The 17,754-nt window shown below is 63.0% G+C and carries 15 protein-coding genes and 1 pseudogene; 4 read left to right on the top strand and 12 right to left on the bottom strand.

The features are described from left to right. The first annotated feature begins 241 nt into the window (after positions 1–241). Together Q7T45_RS25725 and Q7T45_RS25730 are read left to right on the top strand one after the other, a co-directional pair. A complete protein-coding gene (locus tag Q7T45_RS25725) occupies positions 242–1,879 on the top strand; it encodes a carbamoyltransferase C-terminal domain-containing protein (RefSeq protein WP_304874685.1) in 1,638 nt (545 codons plus the stop codon). Positions 1,880–1,912: 33 nt separating this feature from the next. Further along, the gene (locus Q7T45_RS25730) at positions 1,913–2,686 is read left to right on the top strand and encodes a methyltransferase (RefSeq protein ID WP_304874687.1); all 774 of its coding nucleotides are present in this window, start codon (positions 1,913–1,915) and stop codon (positions 2,684–2,686) included. Between the two features lie 65 nt (positions 2,687–2,751). Here Q7T45_RS25730 and Q7T45_RS25735 read toward each other — a convergent pair whose 3' ends face one another. Beyond that, positions 2,752–3,984, bottom strand: a complete 1,233-nt coding sequence (locus Q7T45_RS25735; RefSeq protein ID WP_304874689.1) for a phenylacetate--CoA ligase family protein — start codon at positions 3,982–3,984, stop codon at positions 2,752–2,754. A 116-nt stretch (positions 3,985–4,100) separates the two neighbouring features. Between Q7T45_RS25735 and Q7T45_RS25740 the strand changes: the two genes are divergently transcribed. Further along, positions 4,101–5,252, top strand: a complete 1,152-nt coding sequence (locus Q7T45_RS25740) for an AGE family epimerase/isomerase (protein WP_304874691.1) — start codon at positions 4,101–4,103, stop codon at positions 5,250–5,252. A 54-nt stretch (positions 5,253–5,306) separates the two neighbouring features. On the opposite strand, the gene Q7T45_RS25745 is transcribed toward Q7T45_RS25740, so the two are convergent. From Q7T45_RS25745 to Q7T45_RS25770, 6 genes are all read right to left on the bottom strand, one after another. Further along, positions 5,307–6,149 carry an ABC transporter ATP-binding protein gene (locus Q7T45_RS25745; RefSeq protein ID WP_304874693.1) on the bottom strand — a complete coding sequence of 281 codons (843 nt, stop codon included), beginning with the start codon at positions 6,147–6,149 and terminating at the stop codon, positions 5,307–5,309. Positions 6,150–6,361: 212 nt separating this feature from the next. Further along, a complete protein-coding gene (locus Q7T45_RS25750; protein WP_304874694.1) occupies positions 6,362–7,654 on the bottom strand; it encodes an ABC transporter substrate-binding protein in 1,293 nt (430 codons plus the stop codon). Between the two features lie 58 nt (positions 7,655–7,712). Further along, a complete protein-coding gene (locus Q7T45_RS25755; protein ID WP_304874695.1) occupies positions 7,713–8,786 on the bottom strand; it encodes a branched-chain amino acid ABC transporter permease in 1,074 nt (357 codons plus the stop codon). 5 nt (positions 8,787–8,791) lie between these two features. After that, complete coding sequence (locus Q7T45_RS25760; RefSeq protein ID WP_304874697.1) at positions 8,792–9,685, bottom strand: branched-chain amino acid ABC transporter permease; 894 nt, start codon at positions 9,683–9,685, stop codon at positions 8,792–8,794. Between the two features lie 241 nt (positions 9,686–9,926). Further along, the gene (locus Q7T45_RS25765) at positions 9,927–11,858 is read right to left on the bottom strand and encodes a long-chain fatty acid--CoA ligase (RefSeq protein ID WP_304874698.1); all 1,932 of its coding nucleotides are present in this window, start codon (positions 11,856–11,858) and stop codon (positions 9,927–9,929) included. Further along, positions 11,855–12,676, bottom strand: a complete 822-nt coding sequence (locus Q7T45_RS25770; protein ID WP_304874700.1) for an ABC transporter ATP-binding protein — start codon at positions 12,674–12,676, stop codon at positions 11,855–11,857. Before Q7T45_RS25770 ends, Q7T45_RS25765 begins: the two co-directional genes overlap by 4 nt. A 343-nt stretch (positions 12,677–13,019) precedes the next feature. Here Q7T45_RS25770 and Q7T45_RS25775 point away from each other — a divergent pair, with 343 nt between their 5' ends. Then, complete coding sequence (locus Q7T45_RS25775; protein ID WP_304874701.1) at positions 13,020–13,694, top strand: Crp/Fnr family transcriptional regulator; 675 nt, start codon at positions 13,020–13,022, stop codon at positions 13,692–13,694. A 6-nt stretch (positions 13,695–13,700) separates the two neighbouring features. Here the strand turns inward: Q7T45_RS25775 and Q7T45_RS25780 are convergent, their stop codons facing one another. From Q7T45_RS25780 to Q7T45_RS25800, 5 genes and pseudogenes are all read right to left on the bottom strand, one after another. Next, complete coding sequence (locus Q7T45_RS25780) at positions 13,701–14,396, bottom strand: ABC transporter ATP-binding protein (protein WP_304874702.1); 696 nt, start codon at positions 14,394–14,396, stop codon at positions 13,701–13,703. After that, positions 14,396–15,145 carry an ABC transporter ATP-binding protein gene (locus Q7T45_RS25785; protein ID WP_304737429.1) on the bottom strand — a complete coding sequence of 250 codons (750 nt, stop codon included), beginning with the start codon at positions 15,143–15,145 and terminating at the stop codon, positions 14,396–14,398. Before Q7T45_RS25785 ends, Q7T45_RS25780 begins: the two co-directional genes overlap by 1 nt. Then, positions 15,142–16,443, bottom strand: a complete 1,302-nt coding sequence (locus Q7T45_RS25790) for a branched-chain amino acid ABC transporter permease (RefSeq protein WP_304874703.1) — start codon at positions 16,441–16,443, stop codon at positions 15,142–15,144. The genes Q7T45_RS25785 and Q7T45_RS25790 overlap by 4 nt, the downstream gene beginning before the upstream one ends. Continuing rightward, complete coding sequence (locus Q7T45_RS25795) at positions 16,440–17,387, bottom strand: branched-chain amino acid ABC transporter permease (RefSeq protein WP_304874704.1); 948 nt, start codon at positions 17,385–17,387, stop codon at positions 16,440–16,442. The genes Q7T45_RS25790 and Q7T45_RS25795 overlap by 4 nt, the downstream gene beginning before the upstream one ends. Positions 17,388–17,460: 73 nt before the next feature. Further along, positions 17,461–17,754: pseudogene (locus Q7T45_RS25800) on the bottom strand (branched-chain amino acid ABC transporter substrate-binding protein); the annotation flags it as partial.

A 17,754-nucleotide genomic window follows, 5' to 3' on the forward strand; every position in this document is an offset into this window, starting at 1 on the left:
CGCATCGGGAGATATCAGCAACTGGCATGGAACCAGTTGTGATCCGGCCGCCGAGGCGCGTTGTCGGCATGCGTGTCGCGGGGCTGCAAATTTGCACAAACGCCTTGATTTCCGAGAGCTTTTCTTAATATAGAACGCCACGCAAGCCCGTGCGGTTCGATGTCCGGGACATCGTGCGACCGCCCTTGGATCCCTTTTTCCGACGCCCCCTCTCCTTGGTCCCGCCAGCAGGTTCAAACGAATGTACGTGATTGGAATTAGCTCCGGGATCAAGCATGGCCACCATGATGGTGCGGCAGTCTTGCTCCGGGACGGGGAGCTGGTCGCGGCAGCCGAAGAGGAGCGCTTTACGCTGGCCAAGCATGCGCGGGGCGAGCTGCCGCGCGGTGCAATCGGCTATTGTCTCAAGCAAGCGGGCATCACCATCCGGGATGTCGACTGGATTTGCTCGCCGCTCAAGACCTACACGAACTACAGCCAGCGCCTGACGGAATACTTCAAGTACCAGTTCGGCTACAGTCCGAAGATCGAGCTTTACGATCACCACCTCTGTCACGCGGCAAGCAGCTTCTACGGATCCGGATTCCCGGAAGCCACCGTGGCCTGTTTCGATTTTTCCGGCGATTCCAGTTCAGGCCTGGTCGCCCACATGAAGGGCAATGATTTCCGGGTGCTCACCCGTTTCGGCCGCCACAACAGCCTTGGTCTCTATTACGGGATGCTCACGCAATATCTCGGCTATCAGATGACCAACGACGAATACAAGGTCATGGGACTGTCCTCCTATGGAAGCCCGGAATATCTGGACAAATTCGCCTCGATCCTGCGTCCAAACGGCATCGACTACGAACTCGACGGAGCGTTGGACAAGCGTCAGCGCGACGCCGAAATCTACACCAGCGACTTTTCCACGCGACAGGAACGGATCTTTACCGAGAAGCTCGAGGATATCCTGGGTCCCCGCCGGATTCGCGGCGAGGCGCTGGATCAGCGGTTCACCAATATCGCGGCCAGCGGCCAGAAGCAGCTCGAGATCGTCACCACGCAGGTGGTTCGTTCCGCCATCGAGGCGACCGGCTGCGCCGATGTATGCCTGGCCGGCGGGGTTGCGCTGAACTGCAAAATGAACATGGAGATCGCGGCGGAGCCGTCGGTCGGCCGGCTTTACGTTCCACCAGTGCCCCACGACGCCGGCGTCGCGCTCGGCGCGGCGATGATGAAATGCGCCGAAGCCGGCCACAAGATCGCGCCGCTCACCCATGCCTATTGGGGCCCGGAATATTCCAATGACGTGATCAGGGACACGCTCGACAAGATCGGAGCGCGTTACGAAGTGCTCGACGATCCGGTCAGCCGCTGCGTGACCGATCTTGTCGACCAGAAGACGGTGGGATGGTTTCAGGGCAGGATGGAGTACGGACCGCGCGCGCTCGGCAACCGCTCGATCCTGGCGGATCCCCGCTCCGCCGGCATGAAGGACCGGATCAATCTCGGCATCAAGTATCGCGAGGAGTTTCGTCCGTTCTGTCCGTCGGTGCTGTACGAGCGCCAGAGCGAATATTTCGAGGATGCGTTCGATGCGCCGTTCATGGTCGTCACGTTCCCGGTCAATGATATGGTCAAGCAGATGATTCCGGCCGTGGTTCATGTCGACGGGACGGCTCGTATTCAGAGCGTCCATTCGGAAACCAATCCGATGTACAGCCGCTTGATCGGCGAATTCGGAAAGGCAAGCTCGGTTCCAATCCTGATCAATACCAGTCTCAACATCAACGAACAGCCGACGGTGAATTCGCCGCTGGAGGCGCTGCACACCTATTTCTGCTCGGGCCTCGACGTCCTGTTCCTGGGCCCCTACCGGTTGACGAAATCAGCCTAGAATTTCGACAAGCGAATGCGCAGGGAGCGGCAGATGTCAGAGCTTTGGAAGCGGATCGAGCACGGCTACCTCCGGCCGCTGTTGCGGAAACTGCGACCGTCGCGCCACGTCCGCTATGGGGGCATTGCGATCCGTTATCGGGAGGAGCTTGACGGCGGTGGGACCGAATTCGGACAGGACTTCATTTCCTACTTCAACGCTCGCGGGATGCCGCGGCAAAAGCGCATCTTCGAATGGTGCTGCGGCCCGGGATTCATCGGCTTTTCATTGCTGGGCAACGGCCTGTGCGAGACGCTTTGTGTGGCCGACATCAATCCCGAAGCCGTGGCTTCCTGCGGAAATACCGTGCGAGTGAACGGTCTTGAAGATCGGGTTTCTGTCTACCAGTCCGATAATCTGAAGAACATACCCCGCTCCGAGAAATGGGATGTGGTGGTCAGCAATCCTCCGCATTTCATCGATCAGTATATCGGCGACTTGCGCGCGCACGACCCGGATTGGCGAATTCACCGGGAATTCTTTGCAACGATCGGCGAGTTTCTGACCCCGGGCGGTGTCGTCGTATTGCAGGAAAACAACCGCGGTTCGACGGTCGAAACCTTTCGTCAAATGATCGAGCAATCCGGCCTCGAGATCGTCTTCACCGACGGCGACTTCCCCACGCTGACGAAGGAGAGTTCATTCTTCTACATCGGCATGATTCGCCGGGGCGACACGCCGCCGCAATGGACCATCCCAAAGGTTGAGCGCACCTATGCTGCGTCTCAAAATACCACGGTGTGGCGGCGGTCGGGAAATCCGGCGTAACACCATCTCGTTGTTGCGCAGGCGCAACGCGAGAAGTAACCGGCCGAGCGCAGCCGACAACGCGTTCATCTTGAGCCGCGCTCGTCGGTAATCACCTTGCCGTCGTTGGGAAGCGATCCCGGGCCGACCAGTTCGACCTGGCCGCCGAGTTTTGCGACGGCGCGCAGCGTCGCGGCGATCTCGTCCTGAAGCCCGCCGCCGGGCGACGCGCATTCGCACCGAAGCGTCATCACATCGGCCTCGTCCTCGCGGGTCACGACGAGCCGCAACCGGCCGAGTTCCGGATGACGCTTGCCGATTTCGGCGATCTGTTCGGGCCGCACGAACATGCCCTTGACCTTGGTGGTCTGGTCGGCTCGGCCCATCCAGCCCTTGATGCGCATGTTGCTGCGGCCGCACGGGCTCGGGCCTGATAGCGCCGCGGTGAGATCGCCGATCGCCAGTCGAATCCAGGGGTGATGGGGATCGAGCGAGGTCACGACGATCTCGCCGACGTCGCCTTCGGCCACGGGATCGCCGGTGCCGGGCCGCACGATTTCCATGATCAGGTCCTCGTTGACCACCATGCCCTCGTGCGACGAGGTCTCGAAGGCGATCAGGCCGAGATCGGCGGTGCCGAAGGCCTGGTAGGCATCGACGCCCCGCGATTTGATCTCCTGCTGCAGCGACGCCGGGAATGCCGCCCCCGACACCAGCGCGCGCTTGATCGAGGAGACGTCGCGCCCGGCGGCTGCCGCGGCGTCGAGCAGGATTTTGAGGAAATCCGGGGTGCCGCTGTAGCCGACCGGCCGATAGGCCTCGATCAGCTCGAATTGCGCCTCGGTATTGCCGGGACCGGCGGGAATCACCGCGCAGCCGAGCGCGCGGGCCGAGGCATCGAAGATGAAGCCGCCCGGGGTCAGGTGATAGCTGAAGGTGTTCAGCACCACGTCCCCCGGCCGGAACCCGGCGGCATACAGCGCCCGGGCGCCGCGCCAGGGGTCGGTATGGGTAGCCTCCGGCTCGAAAATCGGACCCGGGGAGGTAAACAGCCTCCCAAACGAGCCTGGAGGCCCCGAGACGAGGCCGCCGAACGGCGGGGCTGTCTTGTGCAGGGCCGGGAGATCGGATTTGCGCAGCAGCGGCAGCCCCGCCAGCGCCGCCCGGCTGGTGACGCCGGCGGGATCGATCCCCGCGAGGCGTTCGGCATAGGCCGGTGCCGCCATCGCCTTGCGCAGCACCCCCGGCAGCCGCGAAAACAGCTCGGCCTCGCGCTCGGCGGGCTGGCGTGTCTCGAGGGCATCGTAGTGGTCGGTCATGGCTGGTCCTGTGTGTTCGAGCCAATTGCGCACCGCCTCGCACGTGGTATCAGACGGCGGCACCCGGTGTCGGAGTTGCCCCAACAGACGGGCTGGTTGACGGATTGGCTGACGGAATGGCTGAAGGACAAACCGCCGCGGCAGAGGATTCTGTCGACATCGTCGCGAGACTGAAGCTGCGCATGATCGACCACGCTTTGCCGTTGTGGTCGAAAGAGGGTTGGGATTCGACGACCGGCGGCTTCATCGACCGGCTCGACCAGGATGGCCGCGCCGATCGTCTCGCGCCCCGTCGCGTCCTGGTGCAGACCCGGCAGATCTATTGCTTCGCCAAGGCCGCGCAGATGGGCTGGTATCCCGAAGGCCGCGAAATCGCCCTCAAGGGCCTCGATCATCTCCTGACCAGAGCGAAAGCCCCCGACGGCCGTCCGGGCTTTGTCCATGTCCTGACGCCCGATGGCGCGGTTCTCGACCCGCTTCGCGACACCTATGACCATGCGTTCGTGCTGCTGGCGCTCGCCAGTGTCTATGCGCTCGACCGCGACGCCCAGGTCCGCGCTGAAATCGACGCGCTGCTGTCGTTCCTGGACGCGCATTTGTGCTCGCCGCATGGCGGCTTTCTGGAGGGATTGCCGGCGTCGATGCCGCGCCGGCAAAACCCGCATATGCATCTGTTCGAAGCCATGATCGCGACCTTCGATGCGACCCATGAGCCGGTGTTCCAGAACCGCGCCGGCGACTTCTTCGCGCTGTTTCTCGCCAACCTCTACGACAAGCAGAAACGGGTGCTGGGCGAGTATTTCGAGGAAGACTGGTCGAGGATCGAGCCGGTCAGCGTCGAGCCCGGGCATCAGGCGGAGTGGGTCTGGCTGCTGAAGGGATTTGAACGGATCACGGGCTGCCCGACGGGGCGTCCTCGCGGAGAACTGCTCGCAACCATGCTGCGCTATCGCGACGAGGCCACCGGCTGCCTGGTCGATGAGGGCGACGCCGAGGGCAACATAAGAAGGCACACGCGGCGCCTGTGGCCGCAGACCGAGATGGCCAAGGCGTGGATCGCGCAGGCGGAGGCGGGCGAGGCCGGTGCCGCCGATGAAGCGCGCATGGCGCTGGCGCGGCTCGAGCGACATTATCTCCGGCACCCCGTCGCGGGCGGCTGGTACGACCAGTTCGATCGCGACGGTGCGTCGCTGGTCGCCACGATCCCTGCGTCTTCGTTCTATCATGTCCTCAGCGCGGTCGCGGAAGCCGAACAGGTGCTGGCTTAAGCACCCTGGGTGCTCGGTTGAGCACCCCCGGTGCTCTGTTGAGCACCCGCGGCATCACAGCCACCGCTTCCTTCGCTTGAAGCTCTTCAGGTTCTTGAAACTCTTGCGCTGGTCGCCGGCGCCGCCGAGGTAGAACTCCTTGACGTCCTCATTGTCGCGCAGCTCGTCAGCCGAGCCGTCGAGCACCACCTTGCCCTGTTCCATGATGTAGCCGTGGCTCGCCACCGAGAGCGCGGCGCGCGCGTTCTGCTCCACCAGCAGGATGGTGACGCCGAGATCGCGGTTGATCTTGCTGATGATCCCGAACACTTCCTTGACCAGCAGCGGCGACAGTCCCATCGACGGCTCGTCCATCAGGATCACCTTCGGGCGCGCCATCAGCGCGCGGCCGATCGCCAGCATCTGCTGCTCGCCGCCGGAGAGGTAGCCGGCAAGGCCGGTGCGCTCCTTCAGGCGGGGAAAATACTCGAACACCCGGTCGATGTCGGCGCCGATCTCGTTGTCGCTGCGGGTGTAGGCGCCGAGTTTGAGATTTTCGATCGACGTCATGTCGGCGATGATGCGGCGGCCCTCCATCACCTGGAAGATGCCGCGGCGGACGATCTTGTCGGGATCGATGCCGTTGATGCGCTCGCCGTTGAAAACGATCTCGCCGCGGGTGACTTCGCCGTCTTCGGTCTTGAGCAATCCGGAGATCGCCTTCAGCGTGGTCGACTTGCCGGCGCCGTTGGCGCCGAGCAGCGCCACGATCGCGCCCTGCGGCACATCAAGGCTCAGGCCCCGCAGCACCAGGATGACGTCGTCATAGACCACCTCGATGTTGCGCACGCTGAGCAGCGGGGCAATGGCTGGTGCCGCCGCTTTTGGCGGGCGGTCGATTTCGGTGGCTTCGGTCATGCCGTGATCCTGATGTCGTGAGTAGAGCAACAGAGTCGCGCTACACTCTCTGCCGTCATCACCCGCGAAGGCAGGTGATCCAGTATTCCAGAGGCTCCTGCGTTCAACCGAGGAGCCGCGGCGTACTGGATCCCCGCCCCCGTGCGCAATTGCGCACTAGGCGGGGATGACGGCGGAGTGCGTTCGGCCGTCCCGGCGGGACGACCCGTTGCTTACCAGCCGAGCCATTCGGCCTTGCGCGGCAGGTCGATGGTCTTGACCTTCTCGAGCTTGATCGCGCCGTTCTTGACGAGATCGTTGAGCGGCGCATCGGTCGCACCCGTGATCTTCATGCGATAGAGATCGACCTTGAGCGTGCCGCGGTGATCCTTTTCGGTGAAGGTCGACGGATTGCATACGCCTTCCATGCCGGCCGGCACCCAATCCTTCTTCTGGTAGAAGCCCTTCTTGACGTTCTCGCCGGTCGCGCCGCCGTTCTTGGCGGCCCATTCGACGGCTTCCCTCGTGTAGAGTGCGCTACAGACGCCCGCGATGTAGTGCACCGGTCGATAGACTGTACCGGCCGCGTCCGACATCTTGGAGATTTCCATCAAGGTCTTCATGCCGGGTGCGTCGCCGCCCCACGCCACCGCGGTGCGCAACGGAAACACCACGCCATTGGCGGCAGCGCCGGCGGCCTTGGCGGCGTTCTCGTCCATGCCCCAGACGTTGCCGAGGAACTGGACATCGACACCCGCGGCCTTGCAGGCGTTCAGCACCGAGATGTTCGAGCCGGCGGTATTGCCGAGATAGGCGTAGTTCGCGCCGGAACTCTTCAAGGTCAGGCATTGCGCGCTGTAGTCGCCGGGCGTCAGCGCGAACACGATCGGCGGCAGCAGCTCGAAGCCGAGTTCGGCCGCCATCGCTTCACCCGCCGCCTTGGGCGCGTTCGGATACGGATGGTTGGCGCCCATATGGACGAATTTCGGCTTGCCGGGCTTGCCCTTGGCCTTCCAGTCATCGGCGGCCCAGGTCAGCATGCCGCGAACCGCGTCGGAATAGCTCGGACCGTAGAAGAAATTGTAGGGAGCGGGCTTGGCCTTGCCGCCCGCGCCGGTCGGGTCGGAGAGCGCGGCAGCGTAGGACGCCGAGATGTCGGGAATCTTGTCTTCGGCGAGGAAGCCGGTGAGGGCTTCGGTGTCGGCGGTGCCCCATCCGAGAATGGCGGCGACCTTGTCGGCGCCCGACCATTTCTTGTACTGGGCGATCGCACGCGGCACCTGATAGCCGTAATCGACGGTATCGAGGTTGACCTTGGTCTTGTTGATGCCGCCGCTCTTGTTGATCCAGGCATAAGTATCGACGATGCCTTGTCCGTACGGCGTTCCGACGTCGGACGTCGGGCCGGAATAATCGACGAGATTTCCAAGCGGAATGGGCGTCTGGGCCATCGCAGGCGTGACGACGGACATGCCGCCAAGCGTCACCGCAAATGCGGCGGAGCTGAGAAGAGCTTTCATGATCATATGCGTATTCCTCCGGTTCTTTTCTTGAGGTTCTCTTCTAGTCGGTCCCGTTCCAACCTCAATGCGAGAACGGGTAGAGTTTCCAGTAGGCCTTGATCTGTCGCCAGCGGTGCGCGAGCCCATCCGGCTCGAACACCAGAAAGATGATGATGATGATCCCGATCGCCATCTCGCGCAGGAAGGCGATGTTGTTCTTCAGTCCCAGGAACTGGTCGATCGGGCTGTCGCGCAGCGCGACGCTCAGCCACTCCATCGATTCCGGCAGCAGCACCATGAAGGCGGTACCCATCAGCGTGCCCATGATCGAGCCGAGGCCGCCGATGATGATCATGGCGAGAAAGATGATCGAGCGGTCGATGCCGAAGCCTTCGTTGGAGACCACCTGGTTGTAATGCGCATAGAGCGCGCCGCCGACGCCGGCAAAGAACGCGGCGAGGCCGAACGACAGCGTGCGGTACTTGGTCAGGTTGATGCCCATGATCTCCGCCGACAGATAGTGATCACGCACCGCGATCAGGGCGCGGCCGTCGCGCGAGCGGATCAGGTTGGTCACCAGCAGGTAGCAGACCACGACATAGGCGAGCACGACGTAGAAATACTTCTTATCGCCGCGCAGCGAATAGCCGAAGATCGAGAACGGCTCGGCGCTGGCCGGCACGCTGCCGCCGGTGAACCATTCGGCCCGGGCGAAGAAATCCAAGAGGATGTATTGCGCGGCCAGCGTCGCGATCGCGAGATAAAGTCCCTTCAGACGCGCGGCGGGCAGACCGAACACCAGTCCGACCGCCGCCGTCACCACGCCCGCGAGCGGAATGCAGAAGAACACGGGGATGCCGAACCGGTTCGACAGATAGGCCGAGGTGAACGCCCCGAAGCCGAAGAAGGCGGCATGGCCGATCGAGATCTGGCCGGTGAAGCCGACCACGATGTTGAGGCCAAGCGCTGCGATGCCGAAGATGCCGATCTGGATCAACAGGCTGAGAGTGTATTCGCCAAGGACATATGGCGCAAAACAGATCAACACGATGCCGGCGATCATCGCGTTGCGCCCGGTACGGGTCGGGAACACGGTGGTATCTTCCGCGTAGCTGGTGCGGAAATCGCCTGATGGAATGAGGGTGGAGCCTGCCATGTTGATTATACCCGCTCGATGTCTTTGGTGCCGAACAGGCCATAGGGCTTGATCATCAGGATGACGATAAGTGCGTAGAATGGCGCGATCTCGTAGAGATTGCCCCAGTGCAGATACTCAGAGTCGAGGAAGTGCGCGAAGTTTTCCAGCAGGCCGATGATGATGCCGCCGAGCACCGCGCCGCCGACGCTGTCGAGCCCGCCGAGGATCGCCGCCGGGAACACCTTGATGCCGTAGAATGCCAGACCCGCGGAAACGCCGTTGACCACGGCGACCACCACGCCCGCGACCGCCGACACCGTCGCCGAGATCGCCCAGGCCATCGCGAACACGTTCTTGACCGAGATACCGAGCGATTGCGCAACCTGCTGGTTGAATGCGGTCGCGCGCATGGCGAGGCCATACTTCGAGAAGCGGAAGAACCAGGCCATCCCGATCATCATCGCCACCGAAACCGCGAGACTCATGAGGTAGACGGTCTGCACCTGCAGTCCCAGAATGTTGACGTTCTGGGTGCCGAAGACGCTGGGAAACGGCTGCAGATTGACGCCGAACATCCACTTCATCAGCGCGGAGAACACCGTGGACAGCGCGATCGTCACCATGATCACCGAGATGATAGGCTCTCCGATCAGGGGACGGAGGATCACCACCTGGATTGCGATGCCGAGCACGAACATGAAGACCAGGGTGATCGGCATGCCGAGCCAGAACGGCACCTGGTATTTGGTCAGCAGCGCCCAGCAGACCCAAGCGCCGACCAGCAGCAATTCGCCCTGCGCGAAGTTCACCACCTGGGTGGCCTTGTAGATCAGCACGAACGACATCGCGACCACGCCGTACAGCGTGCCGACCACGAGACCGTTGACCAGGAGCTGGATCAGAAGCTGGGTGTTCATGCTGTTCGACAGACGTGAGTTGCGGGGTTCTTCCCCTCTCCCCTTGTGGGAGAGGGTGGCCGCGATGCGAAGCATCGCGGACGGGTGAGGGGTTGTTTCGGCATTGCGAGGTCGGAGACAAAACCCCTCACCCAACCGAGTCCTGATCGACCGTCGGTGATGCCCTCTCCCACAAGGGGAGAGGGCGATGCGATTGGCATTTCGAGGTGCCTGCCGAGTTCGATGGAGATGCTTCTGTCCCTCATTCCGCGGCCTCCGCGACGGCCGCATCGTGACCGAGGTCGACCACCGCCAGCGTGGTGCGGATGCGCTGGGTGGTGCCGTCCTGGAAGCGGATCACGGTATCGACGGGGATGTCGCTCTTGCCGCCGTAGATCGCGTCGATGATCCCGGCGTATTTCTCGTTGATGACGCTGCGGCGCACTTTGCGGGTGCGGGTCAGTTCGCCGTCGTCGGCATCGAGTTCCTTGTAGAGCAGCAGGAAGTGGGAGATGCGCTGCGCCGGCGGCAGGGTGGCGTTGACGGTTTCGACTTCCTTGCGCAGCAGCGCGTAGACTTCCGGGCGCGAGGCGAGATCGGTGTAGGTGGTGAACGAGATCCGCTTCTTCTCCGCCCATTTCGAGATGATCGAGAAGCGGATGCAGATCATCGCCGCCAGCGCGTCGCGGCCGGCGCCCAGCACCACGGTCTCGGCGATGTAGGGCGAGAATTTCAGCTTGTTCTCGATGTATTGCGGCGAGAACCGTTCGCCGCGCGCGGTTTCCGCCAGATCCTTGATGCGGTCGATCACCACCAGCTGCTTGCCAGGATTGAAATAGCCGGCGTCGCCGGAATGCATCCAGCCATCTTCCATGTCGGCGGCGGAAGCCTCCGGGCTCTTGTAGTAGCCGAGGAACATGTTGGGGTGACGCACCACGATCTCGCCGACGCCGTGGATATCCGGATTGTCGATGCGGATCTCGATGTCGGCGGCCATCGGCACGCCCGTGGTGTCGGGGTCGACCTGCCCAAACGGATGCAGGGTGTAGGCTCCGAGCATTTCGGTCTGGCCGTACAGCGTGCGCAGCGGCACGCCCATCGCCTGGAAGAATTTGAACGTGTCGGGGCCGAGGGCGGCGCCGCCGGTCGCCGCCGAGCGCAGCCGGGAAAAACCGAGGCGGTCGCGCAGTGCGCGGAACAGCACCATGTCGGCAATCGTGGAGTGCTTGCCGTGCGCCAGCGCCGCAAGGCCGGTCTTCATGCCGAATTCATAGAGGCTCTGCTTGAGCGGCGAGGAATCCATCACGCCGGCGCGGACGTCGGCGGCGATCGATTCCCAGACCCGTGGCGCGAACAGCACGAAGGTCGGCGCGATCTCGCGGAAATCGTGCATCATGGTGTCGGGCTGCTCGACGAAGTTGACCTTCATCCGGCACAGCAGGCCTTTGCCGAGCACGTAGACCTGTTCCATGATCCAGGGCAGCGGCAGCACCGAGACGTATTCGTCGTCCGGTCCCTTCGGATCGAATGACAGGTAGGTGGCGCAATGCCGCAGCACGCGGCCGGCGGCCAGCATCGCCAGTTTTGGATGCGCCGTGGTGCCCGAGGTGGTGCAGAGGATCGCGACGTCCTCGCCGTTGGCTTCGTCGACCAGTCTGTCGTACAGGCCGGGTTCGCGCGCGGCGCGGGCGCGCCCCATTTCCGCCAGCCTGGCGGCTTCCATCAGTCGCGGGTCGTCATATTTGCGCATGCCGCGCGGGTCGGAATAGACGATGTGCTTGAGTTGCGGCGCGCGGTCGGCCAGCGCCAGCAGCTTATCGACCTGCTCTTCATCCTCGGCGAAGACCAGTTTGGCTTCGCCGTAGCTCAGGAGGTAGGCGGCTTCCTCGTCCAGCACGTCGCGATAGAGACCGAGCGACATGGCGCCGATGGCATGGGTGGCGATTTCGGCAGACACCCAGTCCGGCCGGTTGTCGCCGATGATGCCGATGACGTCACCGCGGCCGAGCCCGAGTTCGACCATGCCGAGCGCGAAATCGTGCACCCGGGCCTGATAGTCGTTCCAGGTGAATACCTTCCACAGTCCAAAATCCTTTTCGCGCAGCGCGATCTCGCCGCCGTGCTCCCTGGCGTTGAGGCGCAGCAGCTTCGGAAAGGTGTCGGCTTGGGCGACGCGGCCGGCGTAATCCATCATGCCGCGGTCTCCGCTGACGCCGGCCTGTCGTCGGGATCGACCAGGACCTCGTCCTCCTCGCCGAGATAGGCGCGCTTGACGTGCGGATCGGCCAGCACCGCGGCGGGATCGCCTTCGGCGATCTTGCGGCCGAAATCCAGCACCATGACACGGTGGGAAATATCCATCACCACGCCCATGTCGTGCTCGATCATCATGACGGTCATGCCGAACTCTTCGTTGAGGTCGACGATGTAGCGCGCCATGTCCTCTTTTTCCTCGAAGTTCATGCCGGCCATCGGCTCGTCGAGCAGGATCAGTTGCGGCTCCAGCGCCATGGCGCGGGCGAGCTCGACCCGCTTGCGCAGGCCGTAGGGCAGGGTGCCGGCGGTGGCCTTGCGCACCGACTGCAGATCGAGGAAATCGATGATCTCCTCCACCTTGCGGCGATGCTCGAGTTCCTCGCGTCGCGCGCCGGTCAGCCAGTACAGCGATCCCGTCAGGAAATTGTTCTTCAGCAAATGATGGCGGCCGACCATGATGTTGTCGAGCACGCTCATATGATGAAACAGCGCGAGATTCTGGAAGGTGCGGCCGATGCCGAGCCGCGGCCGCGCGTTCGGATTGAGCGCGGTGATGTCCTGCCCGCGATAGAACAGCTGGCCTTCGGTCGGCTTGTAGCGGCCCGAAATGCAGTTGACGATCGAGGTCTTGCCGGCGCCGTTGGGGCCGATGATCGAGAACAACTCGCCATCGTTCACGCCAAAACTGACCTCGGTGAGCGCACGCACGCCACCGAAGCGCAGTGACACCCCGCGCACTTCCAAAGCGTAATCCACCTATTCCTCCGAGATACGGCGCTTGACGCGCTCTTTATCTGTCTTGCTCGCACCGAGCCGATCATACATGGACCGTCTTGGATAGGCCAACCGAGGTAACGCCGCACCCTGTCTCCGCCTGGTCCAGGATCCTCTTTGGTTCATGGGCCACGCTAAGAGATGGCCCTCAATAGGGTAAAGCGGTACTTTGAAATGTCTTGCGCCTGACAATCTCCAGGCAAATTTCGTCAGCGGCCATGACCGGCGTTTTGTTCCGAAGGGGACGGCGCGATGATGGACCATGATTATTGTTGCGGCGCAGCATAGAAGTCGTGTGACATCAGGGGGACGGTTCAACGTTACAATGATTGCAGCAGATAATTTGAAGCGCATCGCGGCCTGGTCGCGCGAACTGAACGAGCGGGAGACCGAGATCGCGCGCGCCGGCATCGTCGAAAAATCCTACCGCGCCAATGAATTCATCTTCATGCGGGGGGATAATTTCGACTACTGGACCGGCGTCGTCACCGGCCTTGCCCGGATGGGCATCGTGTCCCGGGGCGGCAAGGCCGCCAGCTTTGCCGGCCTGACCTCCGGCGCATGGTTCGGCGAAGGCAGCGTGCTCAAGAAGGAACCCCGGCGCTACGACGTGGTGGCGCTGCGCGACACGCGTCTGGCGATGATGGACCGCAGCACCTTCTTCTGGCTGTACGAGAACAGCGTCGGGTTCAACCGTTTCCTGGTCCGGCAGCTCAACGAACGTCTGGGTCAGTTTATCGGGCTGCTCGAATATGGCCGCACGCTGGACGCCACCGCCCGTCTGGCGCGGTCGATCGCCTCGCTGTTCAATCCGATCCTCTATCCGGACCTCACGCTTCATCTGGAGATCACCCAGGAGGAAATCGGCGCCCTGTCCGGCATGAGCCGGCAAAATGCCAACCAGTGCCTGAAGCGGCTGGAGAGCCAGGGGCTGCTGCGGCTCGAATATGGCGGCGTCACCATCGTTGACCTCGAGCGACTGCGCCGTTACGGCGAGTAATGAAGTTCAGACTTCCAGCCATTCCTTGCGAATGGCATCGTTGGCCTTGAGCTCGGCGGGCGTGCCCTCGAATACGATGCGGCCGTGGCCCATCACGTAGACCCGATGCGAGATCCGCATGGCGATCGAGAGTTTCTGTTCCACCAGCAGGATGGCGACGCCGCGGCGGGCGATCTCGGCGATGAGATCGCCGACCTGCTGCACGATGATCGGCGCCAGCCCCTCGGTGGGCTCGTCGATCATGACGAGTTCGGGGTCCCCCATCAGCGTCCGGCAAATCGTCAGCATCTGCTTTTCGCCGCCCGACAGCACGCCGGCCGCGGTATCGGCGCGGGCGGCGAGGTTGGGGAACATCTCCAGCATGTCCTCGAGCCGCCACTTGCCGGCGCGGCTGGTATCCTTGATGCCAAGCATCAGGTTTTGCCGCACCGTCAGCCCGGGAAAGATGTCGCGGTGTTCGGGCACGTAGCCCAGCCCGAGATGCGCGATCCGGTAGCTCGGCAGTCCCGCGATATCGGTGCCCTTGAACTTGATCGAGCCCTGCGGCGGCACTTCGCCCATGATCGCCTTGACGGTGGTGGAGCGGCCGACACCATTTCGGCCGAGCAGGCTGACGACTTCGCCGGCATCGATACGCATATCGACGCCCTGCAGGATGTGGCTCTTGCCGTAATAGGCGTGCAGGTCGCGGACCTCCAGCATCAGGCGGCCTCCTCGCCGAGATAGGCTTCCCGAACCTTCGGATTGCCGCGAATCTCTTCCGGCGTGCCCGAGGCGATGATCTGGCCATATACCAGCACCGAAATACGGTCGGCGAGGCCGAACACCACGCTCATGTCGTGCTCGACGATCAGCAGCGTGCAGCCTTCCGTGAGGCGGCGGATCAGTTCCACCGCGCGTTCGGTCTCGGCGTGGCTCATGCCGGCGGTCGGCTCATCCAGCAGGATGACATTGGCGCCGCCGGCCACCGTGATGCCGATCTCGAGCGCGCGCTGCTCGGCATAGGTCAGCAGGCCGGCCGGCACGTCGCGGCGCGCGGTCAGGTTGATGTCGCTGAGGATCCGGGCGGTGCGCTCGCGCACCTCAGGCAAATTGTCGATGTTCTTCCAGAACGTATAGCGGTAACCGGCGGCCCACAGCACGGCGCAGCGCAGGTTCTCCCACACGCTCATATTGGCGAACACGTTGGTGACCTGGAAGCTGCGTGACAGGCCGCGGCGGTTGATCTGGTAGGGCGGCAGGCCCGACACCACTTCGTCGCGCAGCAGGATGCTGCCGGCCGAGGGCACCATGTAGCCGCTGATCAGGTTGAACAGGGTGGATTTGCCGGCGCCGTTCGGTCCGATCAGGGCGTGCCGTTCGCCCTGCGCCACGGTCAGGTTCACGTTGCGGATCACCGAGGTGATGCCAAAACTCTTCTCGACTCCGCGCAATTCGATGGCGGTGCTCATGCGATGGCTCCCTTTTCGCGGGCACCACCGGTGGCTTCGTCCCAGGCATGTCCGACCATCGTCCAGGTCTTGCGCGCCACCCAATAGCCGCCGACCAACAGGATCGCAGAAAGCGCCCAGAGGTAGCGGTTCGCCGCGTCGAACGGGATGCCAAACGCCTTGATGTGAGAATCGTCGCCGCCGTGGACGGCATAATAAACAATGATTTCGGTCGCGAGGATGAGGCCGGCGAGCATGGCGAGCGTCGGAACGAAAGTGATCAGATAGCTGGGTAGCACCCTGCCGAAGGTGCCGGCCTTCAACAGCGGGCGATGCATCATCAACAGTCCGGTGATGCCGCCCGGTGCGAACAGCACCACGGCGATGAAGATCAGCCCGAAATAGAGCTGCCACACCTGCGTCAGGTCGCTGAGGCCGAGCGAGAGAAACGTGACGAAGATCGCGCCCACGATCGGTCCGATAAAGAAACCGATACCGCCGATATAGGCGGCGAACAGCACCGTTCCCGACTGCACGGCGCCGAGATAGGCCGAATTGGCGATCTCGAAATTGATGGCCGCGAGCGCGCCGGCGATGCCGGCAAAGAATCCGGAAAAGCAGAACGCGAGGTAACGCACGACATGCGGATCGTAGCCGACGAACTGGACCCGCTCGGGATTGTCGCGCACCGCATTGCACATCCGCCCGAGCGGCGTGCGGGTGAGGGCGTACATGGCGATGACGGCCAGCAGCGTCCATGCCGCGACCAGGTAATAGATCTGGATTTGCGGCCCGAAGCTCCAGTCGAACAGCCGAAACACCTTGGTGCGGTTGGCGGAGATTCCGGCTTCGCCGCCGAAAAAGGTGCGCAGGATCAGGGCCGACGAGGCGATCAGTTCGGCGACGCCGAGCGAGATCATCGCAAAGGCGGTTCCGCTACGCTGGGTCGAGACCCAGCCGAGCAGCACCGCGAACAATAATCCGGTCAATCCGCCGATCAGTGGCACCAAGGGCAGCGGGATCGGCAGCTTGTTGGTGCCGATGATGTTGATGGCGTGAATGACCAGGAAGCCGCCGAGGCCGTAATAGACGGCATGACCGAACGACAGCATGCCGGTCTGGCCCAGCAGGATGTTGTAGGACAGCGCAAAAATGATCGAGATGCCGATCAGGCTGAACGTGGTCAGCGATCCGCCGGAGCTGAACAGTTTCGGCAGCAACAGCAGAGCGATCGCCGCTCCAACCCACAATCCGTAGAATTTGAGTTTTTCGGCGGCGGCCGGATAGGGTGGTGCAGTGCTTTGGGTTGTCTCGGTCATGTGTCGCGTGTCCCGAGCAGGCCCATGGGACGGAAGATCAGGATCAGGACCAGCAATACGTAGGGCATGATCGGCGCGATCTGGGCGATCGTCACGTTCCAGATATCGGAGAGCCAGGTCGCCGCATAATCCGGGCTGAGCGGACCGAAGGCGCCGGACAATGAGCCGTTCATAGAGACCGCAAAGGTCTGCACCAGGCCGATCAGCAGCGAGGCGACGAAGGCGCCAGGCAGCGAACCCAGTCCGCCGACCACCACTACCACGAACAGGATCGGTCCGAGCAATCCGGCCATGTTCGCTTGCGTCACCAGTGCGGGACCGGCGATGACGCCGGCGACGGCGGCGAGCGCGGTGCCGACGCCGAATACCAGCATGAAGATGCGTCCGACGTTGTGGCCGAGATGGCCGACCATGTGCGGATGGGTCAGCGCCGCCTGCACGATCAGGCCGATCCGCGTCTTCTTGAGCGTGATCAGCAGGGCCGCGAAGATCAGGATGGAGACCAGCAGCATGAACATCTTGTAGGCGGGGTAATTGGTCGAGAAGATCGTGAAGGCCGAGAAATCCAGCGACGGCGGTATGCGGAAATCCACCGGGCTCTTGCCCCAGATGATCTGCACGACTTCCTCGATCGCGAAGGCGAGGCCGAAGGTGAACAGCAGTTCGGCGACGTGGCCGTTCTTGTGGACGCGGCGCAGGCCATAGCGCTCGACGGCGGCGCCGATCGCGCCCGCCAGCAATGGCGCGATCACCAGCGCGGGCCAGAAGCCGAACCAGCGGCTGATCTGGAATCCGAAGAATGCGCCGATCATGTAGAAGCTGGCATGCGCGAAGTTGAGCACGCCGAGCATGCTGAAGATGACGGTGAGCCCGCTCGCCATCAAAAACAGCAGCATGCCGTACAGCACACCGTTCAGTGTGGAGATGACGATCAGTTCAAGCACGGCGCACCGCCTGGGGAAATAAGGGACGCGTCCGCCCCCGGAGGATCGGGGCGGACGGGTTACGCGTGAATGGTTACTTCGGCCGTTCCATCTTGCAGGTGGTCGGCAGCATGGTCTGGGCGGTATCGATCCTGGCGATGAGCTTCCAGCCCCAGCCGGTCTTTTCCTCGTCGAACGGTTCCTTTGCGGTGCGCTCGCCGAGCGAGGAAATGTAGATTGGCTGGAAGAACTGGTGGTCGTCCTTGCGCATGTTGCCCTTGCCGCCGTTGAAGACGTCGAACTCCATGCCTTCCAGCGCGAGCGCGACCTTGACCGGGTCGATCGACTTGGCCTTGTCGGCGGCGGCCGCCAGCATGCGCATCTGGTT

The organism is Bradyrhizobium sp. (assembly GCF_030646015.1).
GTDB lineage: Bacteria > Pseudomonadota > Alphaproteobacteria > Rhizobiales > Xanthobacteraceae > Bradyrhizobium.

What these genes read in the sequence shown, in the direction of transcription:
- Q7T45_RS25725 (WP_304874685.1), top strand. Translation starts at nt 242, where the DNA reads ATGTACGTGATTGGAATTAGCTCCGGGATCAAGCATGGCCACCATGAT.
- Q7T45_RS25730 (WP_304874687.1), top strand. Translation starts at nt 1,913, where the DNA reads ATGTCAGAGCTTTGGAAGCGGATCGAGCACGGCTACCTCCGGCCGCTG.
- Q7T45_RS25735 (WP_304874689.1), bottom strand. Translation starts at nt 3,984, where the DNA reads ATGACCGACCACTACGATGCCCTCGAGACACGCCAGCCCGCCGAGCGC.
- Q7T45_RS25740 (WP_304874691.1), top strand. Translation starts at nt 4,101, where the DNA reads ATGGCTGAAGGACAAACCGCCGCGGCAGAGGATTCTGTCGACATCGTC.
- Q7T45_RS25745 (WP_304874693.1), bottom strand. Translation starts at nt 6,149, where the DNA reads ATGACCGAAGCCACCGAAATCGACCGCCCGCCAAAAGCGGCGGCACCA.
- Q7T45_RS25750 (WP_304874694.1), bottom strand. Translation starts at nt 7,654, where the DNA reads ATGATCATGAAAGCTCTTCTCAGCTCCGCCGCATTTGCGGTGACGCTT.
- Q7T45_RS25755 (WP_304874695.1), bottom strand. Translation starts at nt 8,786, where the DNA reads ATGGCAGGCTCCACCCTCATTCCATCAGGCGATTTCCGCACCAGCTAC.
- Q7T45_RS25760 (WP_304874697.1), bottom strand. Translation starts at nt 9,685, where the DNA reads ATGAACACCCAGCTTCTGATCCAGCTCCTGGTCAACGGTCTCGTGGTC.
- Q7T45_RS25765 (WP_304874698.1), bottom strand. Translation starts at nt 11,858, where the DNA reads ATGATGGATTACGCCGGCCGCGTCGCCCAAGCCGACACCTTTCCGAAG.
- Q7T45_RS25775 (WP_304874701.1), top strand. Translation starts at nt 13,020, where the DNA reads ATGATTGCAGCAGATAATTTGAAGCGCATCGCGGCCTGGTCGCGCGAA.
- Q7T45_RS25780 (WP_304874702.1), bottom strand. Translation starts at nt 14,396, where the DNA reads ATGCTGGAGGTCCGCGACCTGCACGCCTATTACGGCAAGAGCCACATC.
- Q7T45_RS25785 (WP_304737429.1), bottom strand. Translation starts at nt 15,145, where the DNA reads ATGAGCACCGCCATCGAATTGCGCGGAGTCGAGAAGAGTTTTGGCATC.
- Q7T45_RS25790 (WP_304874703.1), bottom strand. Translation starts at nt 16,443, where the DNA reads ATGACCGAGACAACCCAAAGCACTGCACCACCCTATCCGGCCGCCGCC.